The organism is Streptococcus porcorum (assembly GCF_053203725.1).
This window is the reverse complement of the sequence record NZ_JBRUDG010000004.1, coordinates 66060-87125: the sequence shown is the minus strand read 5'-3', so window position 1 is coordinate 87125 and position 21066 is coordinate 66060. Positions and strand designations below refer to the sequence as shown.

The following is a 21066-nucleotide window of genomic DNA, read 5'->3' as shown; positions in this document are numbered from 1 at the left end:
ATGGGTTAGCTGTCGTTGTAGCTTCTGTTGGTTCTGAGACGTTACCTGCCTCATCAGTAGCTGTCGCAGTGACTTTGTCGCCTTCTTTAAGCTCAACACCTGCTGGGACGTCAACTGTGTAGTTACCATCTTCATCTGCAGTTGTTGTTACAGTTGAACCATCTGGGAAGGTTACAGTGACAGTTGAGCCTGGTTCAGCTGTACCTGTTACAGTTGTGTCACCTGCTTTTGGTGCGTTAACAACTGGTGCTTCTGGTGCTGTTGTGTCTGGATTGTTCTTAGCAGTGTCTGTTGCTGGGCTTGAGGTGTTGCCTGCTTCATCAGTTGATGTGGCAGAAACTGTTGAGCCATCTTGAACCTTATCAGCTGGGATTGTGACTGCACCTGTAGTAGGATCTACAGTGACACCTGAATCTGCTGGTACTGTCCATGTGCCATCATCTTCTTTAGTAACAGTTACTGTTTGTTCTGTTCCATTTTCATCAGTGTAAGTGATGTCAACGGTCTTAGTATCATCACCCGCTGTGGTTGATGGTGTTACAGTGACTGAGCCATCTTCGTTAGCTACTACTGATGGAGATTCTGGTGCTGTTGTATCTGGATTATTCTTAGCAGTGTCTGTTGCCGGGTTTGAGGTGTTACCTGCTTCATCAGTTGATGTGGCAGAAACTGTTGAACCATCTTGAACTTTATCTGCTGGAATTGTGACTGCGCCTGTAGTAGGATCTACAGTGACACCTGAATCTGCTGGTACTGTCCATGTGCCATCATCTTCTTTAGTAACAGTTACTGTTTGAGATGTACCTGCTTCATCAGTATAAGTGATGTCTGTCGTCTTAGTATCATCACCAGCTGTTTGTGATGGTGTTACGGTTACTGTACCATCTTCGTTAGCTACTACTGATGGAGATTCTGGTGCTGTTGTATCTGGATTATTCTTAGCAGTGTCTGTTGCTGGGTTTGAGGTGTTGCCTGCTTCATCAGTTGATGTGGCAGAAACTGTTGAGCCATCTTGAACCTTATCAGCTGGGATTGTGACTGCGCCTGTAGTAGGATCTACAGTGACACCTGAATCTGCTGGTACTGTCCATGTGCCATCATCTTCTTTAGTAACAGTTACTGTTTGTTCTGTGCCATTTTCATCAGTATAAGTGATGTCAACGGTCTTAGTATCATCACCAGCTGTTTCTGATGGAGTCACAGTGACTGAGCCATCTTCGTTAGCTACTACTGATGGTACTTCTGGTGCTGTGGTGTCTGGATTATTCTTAGCAGTGTCTGTTGCTGGGCTTGAGGTGTTGCCTGCTTCATCAGTTGATGTGGCAGAAACTGTTGAGCCATCTTGAACCTTATCAGCTGGGATTGTGACTGCACCTGTAGTAGGATCTACAGTGACACCTGAATCTGCTGGTACTGTCCATGTGCCATCATCTTCTTTAGTAACAGTTACTGTTTGTTCTGTTCCATTTTCATCAGTGTAAGTGATGTCAACGGTCTTAGTATCATCACCCGCTGTGGTTGATGGTGTTACAGTGACTGAGCCATCTTCGTTAGCTACTACTGATGGAGATTCTGGTGCTGTTGTATCTGGATTATTCTTAGCAGTGTCTGTTGCCGGGTTTGAGGTGTTACCTGCTTCATCAGTTGATGTGGCAGAAACTGTTGAACCATCTTGAACTTTATCTGCTGGAATTGTGACTGCGCCTGTAGTAGGATCTACAGTGACACCTGAATCTGCTGGTACTGTCCATGTGCCATCATCTTCTTTAGTAACAGTTACTGTTTGAGATGTACCTGCTTCATCAGTATAAGTGATGTCTGTCGTCTTAGTATCATCACCAGCTGTTTGTGATGGTGTTACGGTTACTGTACCATCTTCGTTAGCTACTACTGATGGAGATTCTGGTGCTGTTGTATCTGGATTATTCTTAGCAGTGTCTGTTGCTGGGTTTGAGGTGTTGCCTGCTTCATCAGTTGATGTGGCAGAAACTGTTGAGCCATCTTGAACCTTATCAGCTGGGATTGTGACTGCGCCTGTAGTAGGATCTACAGTGACACCTGAATCTGCTGGTACTGTCCATGTGCCATCATCTTCTTTAGTAACAGTTACTGTTTGTTCTGTGCCATTTTCATCAGTATAAGTGATGTCAACGGTCTTAGTATCATCACCAGCTGTTTCTGATGGAGTCACAGTGACTGAGCCATCTTCGTTAGCTACTACTGATGGTACTTCTGGTGCTGTGGTGTCTGGATTATTCTTAGCAGTGTCTGTTGCTGGGTTTGAGGTGTTGCCTGCTTCATCAGTTGATGTGGCAGAAACTGTTGAGCCATCTTGAACTTTATCTGCTGGAATTGTGACTGCGCCTGTAGTAGGATCTACAGTGACACCTGAATCTGCTGGAACGGACCATGTACCATCATCTTCTTTAGTAACAGTTACTGTTTGTTCTGTGCCATTTTCATCAGTATAAGTGATGTCTGTCGTCTTAGTATCATCACCAGCTGTTTGTGATGGTGTTACGGTTACTGTACCATCTTCGTTAGCTACTACTGATGGGGTTTCTGGAGCAACTGTGTCAGAATATGAAACGGTAATCCAGTTATAGATATCTTGACCGTAAATGTTACGAGTTTGTACTCTTACTTCATACTCACCAGTTGTTGGAAGTGTGTCGACAGTTGCCTCTGTAACATCTGTGCTTCCAACCGCACGGTAACCAACGACTGTACGAGTATACTCTGTATCTGGCACTGTTGGAATATTTTTTCCTGTATTAGGGAATGCATCACTTGTTGTTGCAATAGCCAACTTAGCAAAGATCTCTGCTTCAGTAACTGCTGTACCTTCTTCTTTTTCGATTGAAGTTGTATCGACTTCTTTATCAGTATAAGCATAAACATAGAAAGCGTTACTTGTTGCTGTTGCACCGTCATCATCTGTCACAGTGACACGACGAGTATAATAACCACCTGCACCATGGTTGAAGGAACCTTCAAGCTTACCGTCTGTCCCAAGTGTCAAGTTGCTACCAAGTGTTGTCATTGGTGATGGTTTAGCATCATCATAAGAAACACTAGCAATCGTACCATCTGCATCTGACATAGCAATTGTCGCCGTAGCATTATCTTTGTTAACTACAGGTGCTGCTGTTGTCGCTCCTGTTTCAGTTTCAGTTGTTCCTTCTGTTGTACCAAAAACAAAGAGATACTTGTTATTCGTGCTGTCAGAATTTAACTGAGTTCCATCTGTACCAATGCTATCAATGGTTGGTGCTTGGTTAGGTGCAGCAGTATAAGGTACAAAGTAAAGGTTAACAACATTTGTATCTGTTGCAGAGTTAATAGTTGAGTCCAATGCGACAATACGAGTGCCCGCATAAACTTGGCGTTGTGTTACAGAGTTAACCAACTGCTTGCCAGATGGGATATCGTCACTTGTAATTGTAATCTCACCTGCACCATTTTTGGCATCAATAGTAATTGAATCTGTTGTATTTGTCTTATCAACATCCAACGGAATCGTCTCACCACCACCAAGGTGAGTTGGGTTAACAAGATCAAGGTACTGAACAAGGTTTCCATTCTCATATGCAAGGTAGTCCTTATAGTAGAAACCATCTGCACCCGTAGAATCCCCTGTACCATAGTAATTATCAGCTGTTGAATTAACAATACCTGTTTCCAACTTCTCTTTTTCATCACCATTTAGTGTGCGGTTAGTAGAATCTACTGGATTAGCAACTAGAAGTTTTAGGATTTCATTAGCGTTGAATGACGTTGTATCATCCGCATCATAATAGTAGATAATTGACTTACCATCGTCACTCCATGCAAACCCAGCATCGTTACGGCTAGAAACTGACTGCTGTGTCCAAGCTAGTTTATAGTCGTTTTGAATATCCAAGTCTTCTTTCAAGACCGCACCATAAGTACCAACAACAACATCATCTTTATCAGCCTTAACCTGTGCTGCACCACCGGCAATATAATCCAATGGTTTTGAATCATCTACGATTGGTGTGCGATAAGTTACTGTCCAACGAGTTGTATTATTTGTACGACGGCTAGAGTTCAGTACATAGTACTCAGATTGAGAGTTGTTTAGAATAGCATCTGAGCCCGCAAAACCAGTACGATCAATAGCTGATAAAATATGGTTTTGATTAGCATATAAAGGTGCATTTACTCTACCTTCATTTAAACCTTTTTTATCAAAGTATCCATTTCCGATACGACCAATATTAGCAGCAATACCCCCTTCATCACCCTCACCATCAGGCCATGTATTACTTGTCGAGCGAACTGATCCATCTGTGTTATATTGAGTAACAACTAAATCTTCCATAGCTCCAACTGAACTTGGTATTGTGAAGAAGTAATTATAGTAGTTACGGTTTACATAATTATTGTTAAACTCATGTGTCCAGTATACGTAACCATCTCTGATTTCATAGTTTGAAACGACGTTTGCCGCAGTACCAGTTCCACGCTCTGCCGAGATTGTTGTCCCTGTAGTATTCAAGGCAACTGTCAAGTTCCCATCTTCATCTACTTTGAGCATTTCATCAGCAAGTGCCAATGTACTTGCTTTCACTGCTTCAACTTGGCTATCTACTTGCTCTTGCGTTGCTGATGCATCTTCTAAAACAATAATTGCGTTGTCAACAGTCTCTTGAGTTGAAGTTGCTGCTGCTTCAAGCTCTGTATTACCTGCTTGAGTCGTTGCGACTTGGCGCAAAGCTTCATCTGAAAGGACAATAGCTTCTGAAATGACTTGCTCAAGAACTGTTTTGTTTGCCAATTGAGATTCAGCAATCTCTTCTTCTTCAGACTTCTTAACAATCGCAAAAGACAAGATGTTAACTTGGCTCTCTGAGATTTGCTGAGTAATGGTTGCAGCTTGACCTTGAGCCAATGTGTAACCTGCTGGAATATCTGCTGCAGCTACTGTAAGTGTCGATTCTGCCACTTCTTCAGAAGTTTCTGTTGCCACTAAGTTAGCAGTTTTGGCAACAACCTCACCTGTGCTAGTTGTATATTGCACTTCATAGGCAATATAAGCTGTACGGTTTGTTGTCTCTGCTACTACTTCTGTGCTTGCTTCTGTAGCTGTTGATGTAGCTGATTCTGAGCTTGCTTCACTTGTTGCAGTAGAAGTTGCAGCTTCTGAACTTGCTTCGCTTGTTGCTACAGTGGAAGCAGCGGATTCTGAGCTTGCCTCACTTGTTGCTGCAGTAGAAGTTGCAACTGTTGAGCTTGCTTCACTTGTTGCTGTAGAAGTTGCAGCTTCTGTAACTGCTTCTGTGCTTGTCTCAACTGAAGTTCCATCCTCTGATCCTACAGATGCTGTATTATCTAAAGTTGTGGTTGGTTCTGTTGTGACTGTATCTGCACTTGCAACATTGGCTACGGCACCAATGGCAAGTACAAGGGAGCATCCAAATAAGAATTGCTTTCCTTTTTTAATCATACGCCAATTTTTCTGTTGGCTACCTTGACGATTAAAATACATAAATACCTCCTAAATATTTGCGAGTTGAATTTTGACCGCTCATTAACATTATATATATATATATATATATATATTGCAAGCATTTTGATTGCTGAATATTACTTTTTTTGATAGAAACTAAGCGATATATAAAATTTTTATAACAGTATTTTTTAGTTTTTGAGAATATTCATATTTTTACAAAGACTAAAGCCTTTCTAAATAAAAAAACTCCTCAGCCCAAATTTCCTTGGGTGAGGAGATCGTTTTTATTTTCAAGTGCATTAGCTGAAATGGTTTTTCTTGTTATAATCCGTTATGGTCATGCCTGTCCATTTTTTAAAGGCTCGGCTAAAAGCATTGACCTCGCTATAGTCGACTAGGCTAGAGATTTCTTCAGCTGAGAGATTCATCTTAAGGTAAGAGAAAGCCATAGATTTTTGAACTGCTTATAGCTCTTTCTTAAAGCTGGTAGTTTCAGCTGACAAATTTCTCTGTAAGGTACGCACACTCAAACCTAGACGATAACATCAATAAGAAACTCTCTTTATAATGTTAATCTGGTTGCTGTCCGTCGTGGGCCAACCACTTGCAGTCAGTCAAGGTCATTTCTGTAAAGACAGCTTCAAAGGAAGAGTCTTCTGGCGAGCAGGCATAGACACCAAAACGAATCTTACCGCCGCCTTGGTGCAGGTGGCAAATCCGCATCTGCTCAAAATGAATACCGTCCTTGGAGTTTTCAATGCAAAAATCACTTCCCCGTCGGCTCAAACGGTAGTAAATTGACTTGACAGAAGCAGGAATTTCCTGGGTTGCCCAGTCTGAAAAGCCCTGATTGGTCACAACGCTGCCCAAATGCTGAAAATCTTCATTTTCATACTCAATCGAGCCTTTGATCCAGTTTTCCGAATCCTGATAGACCACGACACCGCACTGATCAAAGCGGGTATGGCTATTGGAAAAATCTGTCTTAACCGTAAAGGAAAAATACTCTTCCTCCGTGTCCATCAAGAGCAGGGGAGCATTGTCATTGACAAAATGGTAATAGGTTTTCTGCCACAAGTCTGTGTGGGCTTGGGTTGTGATTCTGATTTCTGTATCCGAAATCTGATAGTTTTCTGGTTCTCGCACCCAGTAAAAATTCTTAGTGTTCATTTTACTCCTTAGTTCGTTCGTCAATAAAAGTCATCATCCGCTCAAATGCTTTGGCAGACACAGGGTCTGTTCGTAAATTCGCCACAAAACCATGAGGCTTTTCAAGCCCTTCTTCTGCTAAAGGATCGACCAATTCATTTTCAACTCCCGCTTGCTTCAAGGCCTTATTGAGCAACACCATATCTGTTCGATACTCGCTTCCCAGAAGGAAACTAGCTGGATAGTCCTTGTTCACATGTGAAATCGGGTTATAGGCATTGATTTCTTCCTCACTTAGATAGATGGTTCCTGAAACATAATTTCCAACCAAGATCTTCGTGCTTAAGCTAAACTTGGCGTAATCTAAGGGAGCGTCATCGATAACGAGGGCCTTGACATGTTCTTTTGCAATACTTGGTTCAATGTTCAATAGCTGAGCGTAATCATTGTTGGCTAAGAGGCTACCATATTGAGCAACCATGATGGCACCTGCGGATGAACCCATTAAGACGACATTGTCCATGTTCAAATGGTATTCTTCAGCGTGTTCCTTTATGTAGGCAATGGCCTGATTCATCTGAATCACAGGCGTTGGAAAATGATAGTCTGGTACAAGAGCATAGTCAACATTGACTACATTATATCCTTTTGAAACGATGTCGTCAATGAGATAGGTGGCTTGGCTGGCAGCCAGAGGGTCCCCCATATTTTTGCTGCCTCCAAAGAATCCACCTCCGTGGAAATAGAAGAGGGTTGGACGGTCAGCTTCAAGATTTTGGTCTGGATAGGTAATATCTAAAAAACTGTTAGGATAGTCCTTGCTATAGGCAATCTCACTTTTCAAATACTGACCATTTTCTTTCAGACCATCAATGGGATCATAAAGAGGACTGTAAGAGTTCGGTGAACTCTCCTTGTACATAAACGATTGAATGACCTCTGGTTTGTGCAAAATGGTGCATGAAGGAAGAGGTGTGAATGACCCTGCCTCCTGCTTTTTCCAGCAAGGGCAACAACTCCGTCGTCAAGATATAAGGAACTTGGACAGACAGCATAAAGGTCATCTCGATATTTTCTGCCGTTGCCACACGGGCATCTCCAAAGTAAGCACCCGCATTGTTTAACAAGACATCAATTTGCTCAAAATCGCGTTTAATTTCTTGGCTGAAACGATAGACATCTGCTAACTTGGAAAAGTCTGCTAGGTAGCCATGAATCTTTTTATTCCCTGTTTTTAGTTGAATATCACTGAGGGCTACACGGAGCTTTTCGCTATTTCGCCCGTGCAAGATTACTTCATGGCCTTCACTAGCTAGTTTCATGGCTAGGTGTTTGCCAATCCCGTCTGTCGATCCTGTGATTAAAATAGTTTTAGGCATTGCTTTCCTCCAAAAAGGCTAGTAAGGCTTTCGAAAACTCTTCTGCATTTTGGAAGATAGAGCCGTGACCTGCATTTGGATAGATGATCAGTTGGCTATTTTTGATTTTCTCGTGCATGGTATACGAATTTTCTGTTGGAACTTGCATGTCCTTATCACCGTTAACGATCAGGGTTGGTTGGGTGATAAAGGTCATATCATCTTGCGGCTCTCTTCCCCAGCGTTTGATAGCTTTCAGCTGAGTCAAAAATCCTGGAACATTCATGTCCTTGTCTGCATGAGCAGCACTTCTTTGCCCCATACGACCCAAGACTTTTTCTGCCTCCAAACGACCTGCTTCATCATGATTGTAGAAAATGTAGCGTTTTGGATCCACACGCTCCAAACCAGCCTTCAGCATATAGCGGAAGGTTTTTCCAGTCACCTTATCAACTTCAAAACCACCACGAGGACCTGTACCTGCTAAAATCAAACGGTTGACCAGCTGACTATCCAGACGAACGATTTCTTGAGCAATGAAACCACCCATAGACAGACCTAGCAAATTAATTTTCTCATGACCCAAAGCCTTGATAATGGAAACAGCCTGCTCAGCCATTCCTGGAATAGTCGGAGCCACCTTGCCCTGACTAGCTCCTACGCCAGGAAGGTCTAGGACAATCACATGGTGCTTTTCAGCCAACAAATCCAGCAATTTGGGATCCCAGTTGTCCAAGGTCGCCGCTAGGTGAACCAGCATGACCAAAGGAAGGTCTGACTTGCCCTTGCTGAGCTCACGGTAGGCGATTTTATTGTTTGAAACGGTGATGTATTGGTTTTTAGTTGTAATATATGACATGATATTTCCCTATATATTTTATTTTTTAGTTGAAACTGAGGACGGTTTTTCCGCGTGAACGACCATTGGCAACCTTATCAAGTGCTGCGTTGACTTCTTCAAATGGATAAACGGTATCGATAGACGGTTTGATTTCTAACTTGCTGAAAATGTCTGCTACCTCTTGCAGTTGACGACCATTGCTCTCTACGAAAATGAAATGGTAGTGAACACCGTATTTTTTAGCCATTTTGTCAAATGAACGACCAGCTAGGCCAAACAAGATTTGTTTCCATTTTGGCAAATTCATGCGTTTGGCAAATTCGCCATTTGGCATGGCACGAAGGGAAACCAGCTGACCACCTTTTTTCATGATGGACATTTGTTTTTCCGTTTCTGCACCACCAAGTGTGTCCAAGACGTAGTCAACATTGCTAAGTGTTTTGGTGTAATCTTCTTTTTTGAAATCGATAAAACGGTCTGCACCGAGTTTCAAGACACGTTCACCACTTGCCCCATCACCATTTGTGATAACTCTCAAGCCCTTGGCTTTGGCAATCGGAATAGCCATACCACCGACGCCACCAGTTCCACCTGAGATGAAGATGGTCTTGCCTGCCTCAGCACCCATGAGGTCAAGGGCCTGCATGATAGTCAAGGCTGTCAAAGGAACAGCTGCCGCTTCTTCATCTGTCAAGTAGGCAGGAACCTTAGCAAGAGCCTGAGCGTCAACTGCTACATACTCAGCAAAAGCACCGATACTATCAAGCGGAAGACGGCCGAAGACACGATCACCTGCTGCAAATGTCGTCACGCTTGAACCTACTTCTTCAACCAAGCCGACTACTTCATTTCCAGCTGTTTGTGGCAATTTGTAAGGGACAATCAATTTCACATCTCCGCGTGAAATCATGTTGTCCAATGGGTTAACGCCTGCTGCGGTCACTTTGACAAGGACTTGGTTAGGCTTGATTTGTGGTTTAGCCATTTCTGTAAGGTTAAGGGTGATATTGTTTTTATTATAAGATGTGTGTTGTGCTACTTTCATGTTCTTCTCTTTTCTATTCTTTAGTTTGTTCCTGTATCACTTACAGGTCTATGTTTGGGTTTATAAAATCTGACCTCGGTCAGATTCGGGTTTCTTGTGCGGATTGATAGAGATTATTAATGACATTATCTAAGGATTGACGACTGAGTTGATTTTCCAGTTCTTGTTCAACGCTGGAAAAGATGGGAACCATTGCACCTTCTATATGCTGCCCAACTGGACAGGTAAGATTGGCATTCTGGTGTATCTGAAATAGTCGAATATGCTCCACTTCTTGCGTCGCAAGGTAGATTTCCAATAAGCTAATATCCTTAGGGGACTTGCTCAATTGGTAGCCTGATCTCCCTTGGTGCGAAGTGATTAAGCCTGCATTTTTCAAAAGTGCAATCACCTTGCGGATGTAGCTGGCATTGGTACCAACGCTCTCAGCTAAGGCTTGCGAGCTAAGTATTTCCTTACTCTCACTGATCATGGTCAGTATATGAAGGGCTACTGAAAACTTTGTATCCATTCGCGCTCCTTTCTGTTCTTGTATCACTTGCAAGAACAAGTTTACCATAAGCTAGACTTCTTGGCAAGTCTTTTGCTTGATTTTTTAAAAATAAAGCATTCGACCAAGAAGTCGCTTGTCTTACATGCGTTTGCCATCTAGGACAAATGGCAAGTTTTTTTCTATATGATAGGCGTGGACTGCTGAGGCGTATTGCACCACTTCTGCATTCAACTGCGGAGCTAGGGTGGCATAGAAGGCCTCTCTTGCCGCCTGATCCGCAAATCCTAGGATGATAGAGGCATGAAGATGGTCTTCTTTAGGATTGTCATGGGCAACATTTGGGGTATTCCAAGTCGCTTTATTCCAAGGAAGATAGACCTGCGTTCGTACTTCTGTCACTCCAGAGATTGTCGCCAGTTGACTGGCAAGTCCATCTTGAACAAAATTTTTGAAGCTGCCGCTCTTCACACCATCTTTGCGGCGGAAGTAAAGGACATCACGCAGTTGGGTTTGGGCCTGAGTGCTAGTATGGTACCAACGTGATGAATAAGGGAAGCCCATGTGCATCAAGGTCCGACGGAAAACATTGACCTCATCTTCAAAAGCAAGGGCCGTCTGACGGCGACCGCCTATTGGTGCCAATAACTTCTGGTAGGTCACTTCCGCAATGCCATCAATCCGACGGTCTTCTGGAATAGTCGTTTCCAAGCCTGTCACTTTCGGCCAAAAACTATGTTCTGTCTCACTCAAATGTTGCTGGCGGTATTCTAATAGACCCGGTGAAGCTGCAATAATCTGTGCATGCCCGCCACTCCAGTAGTCCATTCCCTCTTGACGCGGTTTATCCTGACGCATCCATAATAAAATGGACAGTGAAAATCTTTTTTCAAATTTGTTAGACATCGTTACGAATACCTCATTGATTTTATTTGTATCTAATGCAGGAACAAGTATATCACATTGATTTTGAGTTAGCAAACAGTTTACTTAAAATTTATTTTCTCCCAAATTGTCAAATTAAGCTAGACAGAAAAACTCATCATTACACTGAAAACAAAGGGACGAAAAGCAAGTGATATTGAGGTTGCCATCAATCAATGGCTGTCTCAATTCCCCAGGCATCTCTTTAAGTCGATTACTTTTGATTGTGGGAAAGAGTTTTCCAATTGGAAGTCTATTTCGAATCCACTTGACGTTGACATTTTCTTTGTCGATCCAGGTTGTCCTGGACAACGAGGTCTCAATGAACACTCGAATGGCTTACTAAGACGAAACGGATTGCCTAAACAGATGGACTTTACCGATATTTCTCAGCAGTTTTTATCAGCTATAGCTGATAAGAGGAATAAGATTCCTAGAAAGTCTTTGAATTATCAAACACCATACAAAGTTTTTCTGAGTTACATGAAAAAGTCTAGCTTAATTTGACAATTTGAGAAAGATAACTACTTTGAGAAAACATTAAGTAAAAGATATAATGTCAATCAATGGTTTATGAATCCTATTCATTATGTTAATGCTACTGGATATAAAGCTGAGGTCTCTGGCAATGTAATAGCTTAAAATATTTTGTTAACAAATAGGAAACAACTACTATTATTTATCTTAGAAATACTATTAACTTTATCAGTTATTCAAAAGTAAGTAGAACAATAATCACCTAGCTTATTTATTGTTACTACAGTAATCATGCCAAAAGAGATGGATACAACTTATCCATCTCTTTTTATTATTCCTCCATTTGTTATGTTAAGCATGATTACATTTTTATAAGTCCATAGGTGAAAAGACTATATGATATGGCATTTCTAAAACAATTTTTTTGAAACTAATTACTTTTACAAGTAAACATTTTACAACTTTCTATGCTAATCTGCTTAACAAAATAAGTAAAAACTTCCGCCTACTCCCCTCCTCTAATACGTTTTCAACTAATCCCAGCACATCAGTCCACACTCTTAATGCGTTTCTTGACTTTTTGGCTGAATATGACCAGTCTGTGTTTTTCTTCTGGCCATATTTTAGTCACACGGTCCACGGCGATAATAAAAATTACCACCACTCCGTAATCTTTAGCACTAGCAATCACACCCAAGTTTTCCAAAATGGTCAAGAGCAGGTAAAAGCTAAACAAGATGGTCCGTTTGGGTAGAGCCATCAGGAATTCAACTCCAGCCTTGTAGCCCAAATAAATCTGCCGATTGAGCCCTCTGGCTTTTTCCAAACGACGATTTAGAAAGGAACGGATACGACTATAAAACCAATCGGACGTAAAAAAGAGGGACTGAATGGCGATGGCGATTAGAGATAAATTGTTGGCATGCTTCTCCGCCATACCAGACACTCTGGCAATGATGTAGGTCCAATCCCCATTATCAATCCACATCCAAATCGAGAGATATACAACAGCACTTGCTACAACAAGCAAGGGGAAGGCACGAAGGTATTTAAGCATGAACAACTACTCCACAATCTTTTTTCCTATTATCAACCGAGAAAACAAAAAAGTCAAGAGAAAAGAAGAGAAAATTCCCTTCTTAAAACTTCCCTAGATTCGTCAAATCTTTTTTCTCTGGCATGACTTCCTTGTTGTCCCAGTGCTCAACAATCTTACCATCTTTGAGACGGTAGATGTCAAAGTGGGCGTAGTCCTGACCTGCAATCCAGACTTTCGAGTAAGCCACCACATAGTCACCCTGTCCCATCACCTTGAAGACAAAGTCGTAGTTGACTTGATTGTCGACAAGATAATCCTTATAGGCTGCACCCCCTTGGGAAATCTCTTGGTTGTGCTGAATCAGGTCCGCTGCCACATAGTCGTCAAACTTCTCGATTTCCCCATTTTGAAGGACATCGACCAAGAAACGACGGACGATTTTCTTGTTGTCCTCAGTCTTGTCTAGGTCAGTCAGTTCAAAGTCTGCGTAAATCGGATCTGTTTGGCCAATGGTTTTCGGATAGGCATCAATGACATCCCAATGCTCGACGATACGGCCGTTTTCATCTGAACGGAAGATGTCCGCCGTCACCCACTCAGCCTCACCGTCATTGAGTTTCTGGTGGACATGGACGAAGACAAAATTTCCGTCTTCAATGGCACGCACAATGTTAATTTCCCGCTTGGGATTGCGTTTGAAAAAGTCCTCAAAGAAAGCCGCAAAGCCCTCTTTCTCATCAGGCACACCCGTACTATGCTGGGTGTAAGTAGCACCCATGTAGTGCTCATGGACTTCCTTGATTTCCCCGTCGCGAATGCCACGGAGATAGAGATTTTTAGCATTTTCTAGTTGATTAGTCATGGTTTTCTCCTATTTTAACAATTCTTCTTGTTCTAAATATTCCCTCGCCACTTGCTCTGCCGACCCGCCTTCCACATCGACCGCATAGTTCATCTGAGTCATTTCCTCGGTCGATATTTTGCCCGCCAAAGCCCCCAGGACTTGCTCCAACTCAGGGTATTTGTCTAGAGTCTCTTTGGACAATAGCGGAGCGGCCTGATAGGGTGGGAAGAGCTGCTTGTCGTCTTCCAGGATTTTCAGCTTGTAAGAAACAATCTTGCTATCTGTTGAGTAGGCATCAACTAGCTGCACATCTCCGTTTTTAATAGCTTCGTAGCGAAGGGCAGGCTCCATGGTTTTGACATTGAGTTGGAGATTGTAGATATTTTTTAGACCAATATTACCATCTTCGCGGTCGTTAAACTCCAAAGAGAAGCCTGCGACAGCAGTCTGCTGCACTTTTGCCAAATCCGAAATCTTTTCAAGACCATGATCTTGAGCGTAGTCTTCCATCACTGCCACAGCATAGGTGTTTTGAAAGTCTGTTGGAGCCAAATAAACCAAGCCGTCCTGTTCCAAAATCGCTTCTTTTGCGTAGGTATAAACCTCCTCAGGATTGTTGGACAGATCAGACGGCGGACTAGTCAAAAGAGTGGTCGTAATGGTACCAGTGTACTCAGGGTAAATATCAATCGAGCCAGACTTAAGGGCTTCGTAGAGAAAGCTGGTCTTACCAAAGTTTGGCTCCAGCTCCACCTCGATATCCGTCTTGTCTTCAATTAAGAGTTTGTACATATTGATGAGGATTTCAGGCTCGGCCCCCAATTTCCCAGCGATGACTAGCTTTTTCGATGACGATTGATTAAACGGCACATAGCTGACTCCGACAGCCAAAAGTGTCACTAAGAGAGCCGCCAGAATAGTACGAGGTTTCTTATCCTGCAAGAACTTGATGACCGAGCCAAAGAGGACAGCCAAGACTGCCGACGACACCGCCCCAATCAAAATCAGAGCCGAATCATTGCGGTCAATTCCCAAGAGGATAAAAGAGCCCAAACCGCCTGCACCGACCAAGGCAGCAAGCGTTGCCGTTCCGATAATCATAATGGCTGCCGTCCGAATACCAGACATGAGAATAGGCATGGCCAGAGCCAACTGGAATTTACGCAGTTTTTCCAGCTTGGTCATCCCAAAAGCCGTCGCAGCCTCTTCCAGCGAGGGATCGATTTCCGAAAGCCCCGTCAACGTCCCCTGCAAAATGGGGAAGATGGCATAAATAACCAGGGCCACCACCGCAGGTAGCGTTCCGATACCCATAAAGGGAATAAAGAGCCCCAGAAGTGCCAAGGAGGGAATGGTCTGGAAAACGCCTGTCACCTGCAAACTCCACTCGGTCAGCTTTTTCTTGTTGGACAAGACCAAGCCCAGTGGCACCGCAATGGCAATGGCGATAATCAAGGCCAGAAGGGAAATCCGCAGGTGCTCAAAGAGGGCTGTCAGCCAGTCCGCCTTGCGTTCCAGAAAGGTTGTTAACAACTGATCCATTAGGCACCTCCCCGATTTTTCATAAATTCAACAACAAAGTCATTAGCAGGCTGGTTGCGGAGCTCATCAGGCGTGCCCAACTGGACCACCTCACCTGCCTTCATCAAGCAAATACGGTCTGCCAGCTTAACCGCTTCGTCCATATCATGCGTGACGAAAACCGTTGTCATCTTGAACTCTTCATGCAAGTCTTTGATTAAGTCCTGCAACTGCCCTTTGCTAATAGGGTCTAGGGCTGAGAAAGGCTCATCCATCAGCAAGACCTTGGGATTGGCAATGATCGCTCGCAGAATCCCAATCCGCTGCTTTTCTCCCCCAGACAAGTCCTTGGGGAGACGCCCTAGATAACTATCTGGATCCAAGCCAACCTTAGTTAAAAGCTCTCTGGATTTTTTTAGAATATCTTGCTTGCTCATCCCCTTCATCTCAGGAATAAGAGCAATATTTTCAGCCACTGTCATATTTGGAAATAAAGCAATCTGTTGCAGGACGTAGCCTGTTTCCAAGCGTAGCTCACGTAGATCAAAGTCTTTCAGCCGCTTGCCCTGAATCCGAATATCTCCATCTGTCTGCTCAATCAAACGGTTGATCAGTTTCAGCGTCGTTGTTTTTCCGCTCCCGCTTGGTCCAATCAGGACAAAGAATTCTCCCTCTTGAATGTCAAATGTCAAATTCTTCAAGATTGGCCCGCTGACCTGACAGGTCAAGGACACATTTTGGTACTCAATCATCATTTTCTCCTCCTAAAATTTCCGTCAAGGCCTGCCCATAGCGACCAAAGAGGTCCAGTAACTGCTCCTGTTCTTCCAAGCTGAACTGGGACAGGGCTGTTTTTTCCGCCTCTTCCAAGGGGTCCAAAATCCGACTGGCATAGACACGGCCTTCCTCGGTCAATTTGACCTTCTTATGCCGTTTGTCTGCTGGATTTTCCTCAAAAAAGACATAGCCCTTATCCAGAAATTTCTTGATAGTGGCATTGACCACCTGCTTGCTAGAGTAAGTCTTCTTATTGACCCACTTCTGCGTCACACCTCCGGGATGATAATAAAGCCACATAAGGATCGATAGGCACTTGCCGTTTAGCCCCTGTCGCCGTGCATAACCCTCGTAGAGCCCAACCTGCAGGTCAAAGATACGGGCCAAGTTCTTACTCCGCTGTCTCAATTCTGTCATCATCTTCCTCCCTATTGAGCACAATCACCTTGCCAAAAGCCACCGCCCCCTCTAAATAGCGGTGAGCCTCCTGTATGGTATCCAAACTAAAAATCTTCTCAGGCCCAACTGGCACCCGATAACGAGCTAGGTAGTCAAACATCTCCTGCAACTTGTCCTGATTGACATTGCCCGAATAAAACGTAGTCAAATAGACATTCTGCCGCAGCTGCTCAATGGGGTCAAAGTCCTCCAGATACCACTTGCCCCCCAGCTGCCCCATCGAGCAGACAATGCCGCCTTCCTCCAGATGAGCCAGGGAATCCGCTAGAGTAGCAGGACCAACCAGCTCAAGAATCTTGCTGAAGGTCAAATCTGTCTGCAAACGCCCCTCTTTTTCGAGGATGACTTGGCTAAAACCAGAGGCCAACAGTTGATCGGTCTTTTCTAGCTTGCGGACAGAAGCGTAGATAGGCAGGTCTGGAAACTGGCTCCGCACTAATTTGACAAAGGCCTGTCCAACCCCGCTAGCCCCCGCACGCACCAAGATCCGATCTGACGCTTCCAGCTTGAGATTTTTCATGGAACCGTAGGCAGTGTAGTAGGTTTCAGGGACACTAGCTAGTTCTGCCCAACCCAAATCAGTCTGGACAGGGTAGAGGATTTGATTAGGCACCAGGGCGTACTCTGCATAGCCACCGTCAAAGGCTCGACCCAGCTCGCCCATGATCGATACAACCTTTTGCCCGACTGGTAACCTGTCTGGCTCCGTCGTTTCCTCAACGACACCAACCAATTCAATCCCTAAAATTCTCGGAAAGACAACACTTGGTGACAGACCCTGTCTAGTAAAAATCTCCGAATGATTGATACCAAAACCTTTGATTTTTACCAAGGACCAGCCTGTTTTCACCTGCGGTTTGGCAACTTCTTTTACTTCCAAAACCTCTGGCCCACCAGCCTGTGATACGACAACAGCCTTCATAGAAACTTCCTTTCATTAGTCAAACTTTTTTACTATTATAACAGAAAAAGAAAGATAGTCAATATTTTTGACTATCTGCTTCCTAGCAATTCTTGGTAAATAGCTCTATCCTCATCTTTGAAGACATTGAAAATGACATGTAATTGCGGGTGGTCATAGACAAACGCTCTCACAGTTCTGACCGCAATCTCCGCAGCCAACTGGTTGGGGAAACGAAACTCACCCGTACTGATGCAGCAAAAGGCTATACTGGTCAGCCCCTTTTCCACTGCCAATTCCAAACTTTTTTGATAAGAAGAAGCGAGCAAGGCTTCATCTTGAGAACGGACCTCCTCCTGAATAATCGGCCCAACCGTATGTATAACATAGTTGGCTGGCAGATTGTAGGCTGGTGTAATCTTGGCCTGACCTGTTGCTTCCAAGTGCCTCTGAGTCTTCATGAGCTGATAACAAGCCAACCGCAGCTGAAGCCCAGACTGCGAATGAATGGCATTGTCAATACAACGATGATGAGGCACAAAACACCCCAAGAGCTGACTGTTTGCTGCGTTGACAATCGCATCAACTTCTAGGCTAGTAATGTCACCCTGCCAGAGATAAATCTGCGGCTCCACTTCCTGTAAGTCGGAAAGGCCTGTCACCCTTTTCTGAGCTAATGTTTCCTGTAAATAGGCATCTTGCAGGCTCCAAAACTCCGCCGGCATGACCTTGGGCTCCCAAAGGTTCATCAAGGCTCGCAAGACCCATTCCTGCTCTTCCCGGGTCTGAGGCAGGTCCAGGTCAGGTGCAAGATAGCTAATCAATTTTTCTAGTCTTTCCATGCACTGATAACCTCCTGCATATCTTGGTTAATGGTGATAATGCCCTCACGTTCTGGGTCTTCCAGATTGAGCCGAATCAGACTAGCAGCTGGCAAAGCCTCATTCAAACGTTCAAAGGGGAATTTGATGATAGTTGGCGTGTTGAAGCCCACACCCAGTTCCAAAAAGACAATGTTCTTGTCAGCATTGGCCTGCAAAAAATCCAGATAAGCCTTTTCTTGCCGATGCCAGGTAGCATCTTCGACAAAACGATGGTCAATTCTCAAGCGGCTCATCATGTCTGCCCCACACTTAGGACATTTGGGGATATCTTCACTTCTAACCTCCAAACCCTGACGGTTGGCAAGCAGGATTTCCAAGGCTGTTTGGTTATTATAAACGCCATCATGACAAGGCACCGAGCATTGAAACTCCCCGAAATTTCCCTGAACTTCAAAGAGTTTTTCTTTGTCAAATCCCGCCTTTTCAAACTGACTATCTACATTGGTCGTGATGACGAAGTAATTCTTGTCCGCCACCAGTTCATACAAATCCTGATAGAGTGGTAAGCTACCCGTTTGATAGCAATCGAGGTAGAGGTGCTGGCTCCAGTAGCCCCACTTCTTCTCCTCAGTCGCAAAGGGATAAAATCCAGCGGAATACATATCTGTCAGCCCATAGGCCTTGATAAAAGGGGCAAAATGTTCCTCAAAACGTTGTCCTGAGTAGGTCAAGCCCGCAGCACTGGACAGACCAGCACCCGCTCCAATCACAATCGCATCCGCTTCTACAAGCAATTTCTTGGCGCTATCAATTTTTTCTTGTTTCATTGTTTCCTCCAAGCAGAAAAGAGGCAGGTATCCTCTTTTAAACGATTAGTTCAAACCCAAAAATTGTTCATTTAGGTCTATCAATACTTCACCCTTGTAGTCTGGAAAACCTGTCATAATAGCTGCTTTGTATTGACTGAATGATTCTGCATGAGCTAAACTTTTCTGTGCTAGATTTAGATAGTCAATCATTTGCCCAAAAACTGCATTTGTTGTTGGCAGACCATGCCCTGGTAACACTAGAGTCCAATTATGGTTGTTCAAATCCGCTACAACAGCTTTCCAATTTTCCAACTCCTGTTGGGCAACAAAGAGATGAACATTATTATAAACAATATCCTGTGTAATGATAACTTCTTGCTCAACCAATTCCAAAGTAGTGATAAAACTGCTTTCAGTATCAGCCACTTTTGTCACACGAATCGTAACCCCATCAAGCGTAATATCACCCTCGGCCAAAACAAACGTCGGCATAACTGCTTGGTTTGGAACCAAGTCTCCCAAAACTGCCATTTTCCGTTCGATCGCTGCTGGTCCTGTTTCTTGAATCTCATTCAACACTTCCTGAATCGCATACACTTTTTCCCCTTCAAAAACAGCTGTGCCGAACCAATGGTCTGGGTGTCCATGAGAAATGATGACCATTTCAATTGGTTTTTTCAGACCATCTACAAATGTTTTTACTTCATGAGCATATGGTAGAAGCATCTGGGTATCTACCACAATCAAGTGTGCCTCTGTTTCAATAATATGTGTATTTACCATTGCTCCATCTTCAGGAGCAGTGTAAGTGTGAACAATAACTTTGTCGAATGTATTGCTTGTAATTGTCATATCAATGACCTCCATATAAATTTCTTCTTGCATTTTTCATGCCATGATTATATACTATCATTGTCAGTATCTTTTGGAAAGTATGCACCTTAAAGTGGGGTAGTTACCTCAAGGTAAGAAATGCGTACTTTCAAGGAAAAATAGACTGAAGTTTTTTGAAAAAATTTTTGGAGAAAGCTATGACCAGTAAAAAATTACCATTAGACTTGCCAGCTTGCCCTATTGAAACAACCTTGCTACTGATTAGTAGCAAGTGGAACATTCTCATCCTACGCGATCTGATGGGTGGCACCAAACGCTTTAGCGAGTTACAACGTTCCATTGGCTCCATTAGCCAGAAGGTCCTGACCAGCAACCTGCGAGACCTTGAAGCAAAAGGCATTGTGAAACGAAAGGTCTATCCAGAAGTCCCGCCCCGTGTGGAATACTCTCTGACCGAACTAGGTTATTCCTTGAAGCCAATCCTTGATTCTATGTGGGACTGGGGTGAATGGTACCAAGAACAACAAAACTAGCCTAGAACAATCTAAGCTAGTTTTTTCTTACAATTAGTCACCCTTGACCACAAAGAAAGTCCCTCGGATTTCGCCTGCTAATTTGGAGCGTTGACGGGCAAACTTAAATTTTCCTTCAAACTCTTTAGGGATCTCAATGCCATTGGACAATTTAAAACCGACTGCTCTCTTTCCTTCTTCTTAATGTAATGCAGGTTTGATGAGAAAACTTCAGAGATAAACCAAAGAGAGATTAAGCCACAAGCTTAATCCCTCTTTTTAGTTTATCACCTATCCAGCCTGTTAAGCATTTGGATAAATATAAGATACTGTTCCTTGAGCTGTCGTTGGGTCAAAATAGCCACGATAATTACCGATACTCATATTCCCATTATAGTTAGATTCTAATACTTGAATACTATTAGCACTTTGAACATCTGTCACATAGGCAACGTGGCCGTAACCACCATCATTCCATACCGCAATCGCACCGACCTGCGGTGTTGTTCCTACTGTAAATCCAGCTGAAGCTGCACTGGCTGCCCAATCAGCTGCATTTCCCCAGTTATTTCCAGCCCATGAAGCCAACTCTTTAACACCCCAAGTACACTGACCAACAGGATAAGTGTTATCAGATGAGCTACTTGTTGTGGTAGCCGCTACTGTACTAGTTGTGGTACTTGTTGTATCTGCTGTTGCATAGCTGCTATCTCCAGCGTAGGTTTGTGCTACTTGCTCTGGCATATAAGTGGCCACAGGAGCTTGTGAATAACCATAGTCCTGTCC

The 21066-nt window shown here is 43.5% G+C and carries 17 protein-coding genes and 4 pseudogenes; 2 read left to right on the top strand and 19 right to left on the bottom strand.

Features of this window, described 5'->3' with window-relative positions:
• The 8 genes and pseudogenes from ACVRWY_RS02045 to ACVRWY_RS02010 form a co-directional block, all read right to left on the bottom strand.
• A partial coding sequence (locus ACVRWY_RS02045; RefSeq protein ID WP_447455779.1) for an Ig-like domain-containing protein occupies positions 1 to 5512 on the bottom strand: 5512 nt, incomplete at its 3' end.
• A gap of 534 nt (positions 5513 to 6046) precedes the next feature.
• Positions 6047 to 6646 (bottom strand): DUF1349 domain-containing protein, encoded by a 600-nt coding sequence (locus ACVRWY_RS02040; protein ID WP_354367655.1) that lies wholly within the window; start codon positions 6644 to 6646, stop codon positions 6047 to 6049.
• A 1-nt stretch (position 6647) separates the two neighbouring features.
• The gene (locus tag ACVRWY_RS02035; RefSeq protein WP_354367657.1) at positions 6648 to 7547 is read right to left on the bottom strand and encodes an alpha/beta hydrolase; all 900 of its coding nucleotides are present in this window, start codon (positions 7545 to 7547) and stop codon (positions 6648 to 6650) included.
• Positions 7548 to 7560: 13 nt separating this feature from the next.
• A pseudogene (locus tag ACVRWY_RS02030) lies at positions 7561 to 8004 on the bottom strand (SDR family NAD(P)-dependent oxidoreductase); the annotation flags it as partial.
• Positions 7997 to 8842: an alpha/beta fold hydrolase gene (locus ACVRWY_RS02025; protein ID WP_354367659.1), complete on the bottom strand. Its 846-nt coding sequence runs from the start codon at positions 8840 to 8842 to the stop codon at positions 7997 to 7999. The pseudogene ACVRWY_RS02030 and the gene ACVRWY_RS02025, both read right to left, overlap by 8 nt.
• A 25-nt stretch (positions 8843 to 8867) precedes the next feature.
• Positions 8868 to 9869 (bottom strand): NADP-dependent oxidoreductase, encoded by a 1002-nt coding sequence (locus ACVRWY_RS02020; RefSeq protein ID WP_354367661.1) that lies wholly within the window; start codon positions 9867 to 9869, stop codon positions 8868 to 8870.
• A gap of 79 nt (positions 9870 to 9948) precedes the next feature.
• Positions 9949 to 10380 carry an Rrf2 family transcriptional regulator gene (locus ACVRWY_RS02015; protein ID WP_354367663.1) on the bottom strand — a complete coding sequence of 144 codons (432 nt, stop codon included), beginning with the start codon at positions 10378 to 10380 and terminating at the stop codon, positions 9949 to 9951.
• A gap of 120 nt (positions 10381 to 10500) precedes the next feature.
• On the bottom strand, positions 10501 to 11265 hold the full coding sequence (locus ACVRWY_RS02010; protein ID WP_354367665.1) for a hypothetical protein: 765 nt from the start codon (positions 11263 to 11265) through the stop codon (positions 10501 to 10503).
• Between the two features lie 129 nt (positions 11266 to 11394).
• Here ACVRWY_RS02010 and ACVRWY_RS02005 point away from each other — a divergent pair.
• A pseudogene (locus ACVRWY_RS02005) lies at positions 11395 to 11790 on the top strand (IS30 family transposase); the annotation flags it as partial.
• Positions 11791 to 12307: 517 nt separating this feature from the next.
• Here ACVRWY_RS02005 and ACVRWY_RS02000 read toward each other — a convergent pair.
• The 9 genes from ACVRWY_RS02000 to ACVRWY_RS01960 form a co-directional block, all read right to left on the bottom strand.
• Positions 12308 to 12817 (bottom strand): hypothetical protein, encoded by a 510-nt coding sequence (locus tag ACVRWY_RS02000; RefSeq protein WP_354367667.1) that lies wholly within the window; start codon positions 12815 to 12817, stop codon positions 12308 to 12310.
• An 82-nt stretch (positions 12818 to 12899) separates the two neighbouring features.
• The gene (locus ACVRWY_RS01995; RefSeq protein ID WP_354367669.1) at positions 12900 to 13661 is read right to left on the bottom strand and encodes a nuclear transport factor 2 family protein; all 762 of its coding nucleotides are present in this window, start codon (positions 13659 to 13661) and stop codon (positions 12900 to 12902) included.
• 9 nt (positions 13662 to 13670) lie between these two features.
• Positions 13671 to 15185 carry an ABC transporter permease/substrate-binding protein gene (locus ACVRWY_RS01990; RefSeq protein ID WP_354367671.1) on the bottom strand — a complete coding sequence of 505 codons (1515 nt, stop codon included), beginning with the start codon at positions 15183 to 15185 and terminating at the stop codon, positions 13671 to 13673.
• Positions 15185 to 15916, bottom strand: a complete 732-nt coding sequence (locus tag ACVRWY_RS01985) for an ATP-binding cassette domain-containing protein (RefSeq protein ID WP_354367794.1) — start codon at positions 15914 to 15916, stop codon at positions 15185 to 15187. Before ACVRWY_RS01985 ends, ACVRWY_RS01990 begins: the two co-directional genes overlap by 1 nt.
• The gene (locus ACVRWY_RS01980) at positions 15909 to 16358 is read right to left on the bottom strand and encodes a MarR family winged helix-turn-helix transcriptional regulator (RefSeq protein ID WP_354367673.1); all 450 of its coding nucleotides are present in this window, start codon (positions 16356 to 16358) and stop codon (positions 15909 to 15911) included. The genes ACVRWY_RS01985 and ACVRWY_RS01980 overlap by 8 nt, the downstream gene beginning before the upstream one ends.
• A complete protein-coding gene (locus ACVRWY_RS01975; protein WP_354367675.1) occupies positions 16333 to 17322 on the bottom strand; it encodes a zinc-binding dehydrogenase in 990 nt (329 codons plus the stop codon). Before ACVRWY_RS01975 ends, ACVRWY_RS01980 begins: the two co-directional genes overlap by 26 nt.
• 71 nt (positions 17323 to 17393) lie before the next feature.
• Entirely contained in the window at positions 17394 to 18143 is a 750-nt protein-coding gene (locus ACVRWY_RS01970) for a protein-ADP-ribose hydrolase (protein ID WP_354367677.1), read from the bottom strand.
• On the bottom strand, positions 18131 to 18952 hold the full coding sequence (locus ACVRWY_RS01965; RefSeq protein WP_354367679.1) for an SIR2 family NAD-dependent protein deacylase: 822 nt from the start codon (positions 18950 to 18952) through the stop codon (positions 18131 to 18133). Before ACVRWY_RS01965 ends, ACVRWY_RS01970 begins: the two co-directional genes overlap by 13 nt.
• 45 nt (positions 18953 to 18997) lie before the next feature.
• The gene (locus ACVRWY_RS01960) at positions 18998 to 19786 is read right to left on the bottom strand and encodes an MBL fold metallo-hydrolase (protein ID WP_354367681.1); all 789 of its coding nucleotides are present in this window, start codon (positions 19784 to 19786) and stop codon (positions 18998 to 19000) included.
• Positions 19787 to 19965: 179 nt separating this feature from the next.
• Between ACVRWY_RS01960 and ACVRWY_RS01955 the strand changes: the two genes are divergently transcribed.
• The gene (locus ACVRWY_RS01955) at positions 19966 to 20301 is read left to right on the top strand and encodes a winged helix-turn-helix transcriptional regulator (protein WP_354367796.1); all 336 of its coding nucleotides are present in this window, start codon (positions 19966 to 19968) and stop codon (positions 20299 to 20301) included.
• Positions 20302 to 20334: 33 nt separating this feature from the next.
• On the opposite strand, the pseudogene ACVRWY_RS01950 reads toward ACVRWY_RS01955, so the two are convergent.
• Together ACVRWY_RS01950 and ACVRWY_RS01945 are read right to left on the bottom strand one after the other, a co-directional pair.
• Positions 20335 to 20481 (bottom strand): annotated as a pseudogene (locus tag ACVRWY_RS01950) (DUF8821 family protein); the annotation flags it as partial.
• A gap of 102 nt (positions 20482 to 20583) precedes the next feature.
• Positions 20584 to 20997, bottom strand: a pseudogene (locus tag ACVRWY_RS01945) (CHAP domain-containing protein); the annotation flags it as partial.
• Positions 20998 to 21066: the final 69 nt, after the last annotated feature.

Bases quoted from the DNA above. Each gene is read 5' to 3' on its own strand.
- ACVRWY_RS02040 (WP_354367655.1), bottom strand. From the start codon at position 6,646: ATGAACACTAAGAATTTTTACTGGGTGCGAGAACCAGAAAACTATCAG.
- ACVRWY_RS02035 (WP_354367657.1), bottom strand. From the start codon at position 7,547: ATGTACAAGGAGAGTTCACCGAACTCTTACAGTCCTCTTTATGATCCC.
- ACVRWY_RS02025 (WP_354367659.1), bottom strand. From the start codon at position 8,842: ATGTCATATATTACAACTAAAAACCAATACATCACCGTTTCAAACAAT.
- ACVRWY_RS02020 (WP_354367661.1), bottom strand. From the start codon at position 9,869: ATGAAAGTAGCACAACACACATCTTATAATAAAAACAATATCACCCTT.
- ACVRWY_RS02015 (WP_354367663.1), bottom strand. From the start codon at position 10,380: ATGGATACAAAGTTTTCAGTAGCCCTTCATATACTGACCATGATCAGT.
- ACVRWY_RS02010 (WP_354367665.1), bottom strand. From the start codon at position 11,265: ATGTCTAACAAATTTGAAAAAAGATTTTCACTGTCCATTTTATTATGG.
- ACVRWY_RS02000 (WP_354367667.1), bottom strand. From the start codon at position 12,817: ATGCTTAAATACCTTCGTGCCTTCCCCTTGCTTGTTGTAGCAAGTGCT.
- ACVRWY_RS01995 (WP_354367669.1), bottom strand. From the start codon at position 13,661: ATGACTAATCAACTAGAAAATGCTAAAAATCTCTATCTCCGTGGCATT.
- ACVRWY_RS01990 (WP_354367671.1), bottom strand. From the start codon at position 15,185: ATGGATCAGTTGTTAACAACCTTTCTGGAACGCAAGGCGGACTGGCTG.
- ACVRWY_RS01985 (WP_354367794.1), bottom strand. From the start codon at position 15,916: ATGATTGAGTACCAAAATGTGTCCTTGACCTGTCAGGTCAGCGGGCCA.
- ACVRWY_RS01980 (WP_354367673.1), bottom strand. From the start codon at position 16,358: ATGACAGAATTGAGACAGCGGAGTAAGAACTTGGCCCGTATCTTTGAC.
- ACVRWY_RS01975 (WP_354367675.1), bottom strand. From the start codon at position 17,322: ATGAAGGCTGTTGTCGTATCACAGGCTGGTGGGCCAGAGGTTTTGGAA.
- ACVRWY_RS01970 (WP_354367677.1), bottom strand. From the start codon at position 18,143: ATGGAAAGACTAGAAAAATTGATTAGCTATCTTGCACCTGACCTGGAC.
- ACVRWY_RS01965 (WP_354367679.1), bottom strand. From the start codon at position 18,952: ATGAAACAAGAAAAAATTGATAGCGCCAAGAAATTGCTTGTAGAAGCG.
- ACVRWY_RS01960 (WP_354367681.1), bottom strand. From the start codon at position 19,786: ATGACAATTACAAGCAATACATTCGACAAAGTTATTGTTCACACTTAC.
- ACVRWY_RS01955 (WP_354367796.1), top strand. From the start codon at position 19,966: ATGACCAGTAAAAAATTACCATTAGACTTGCCAGCTTGCCCTATTGAA.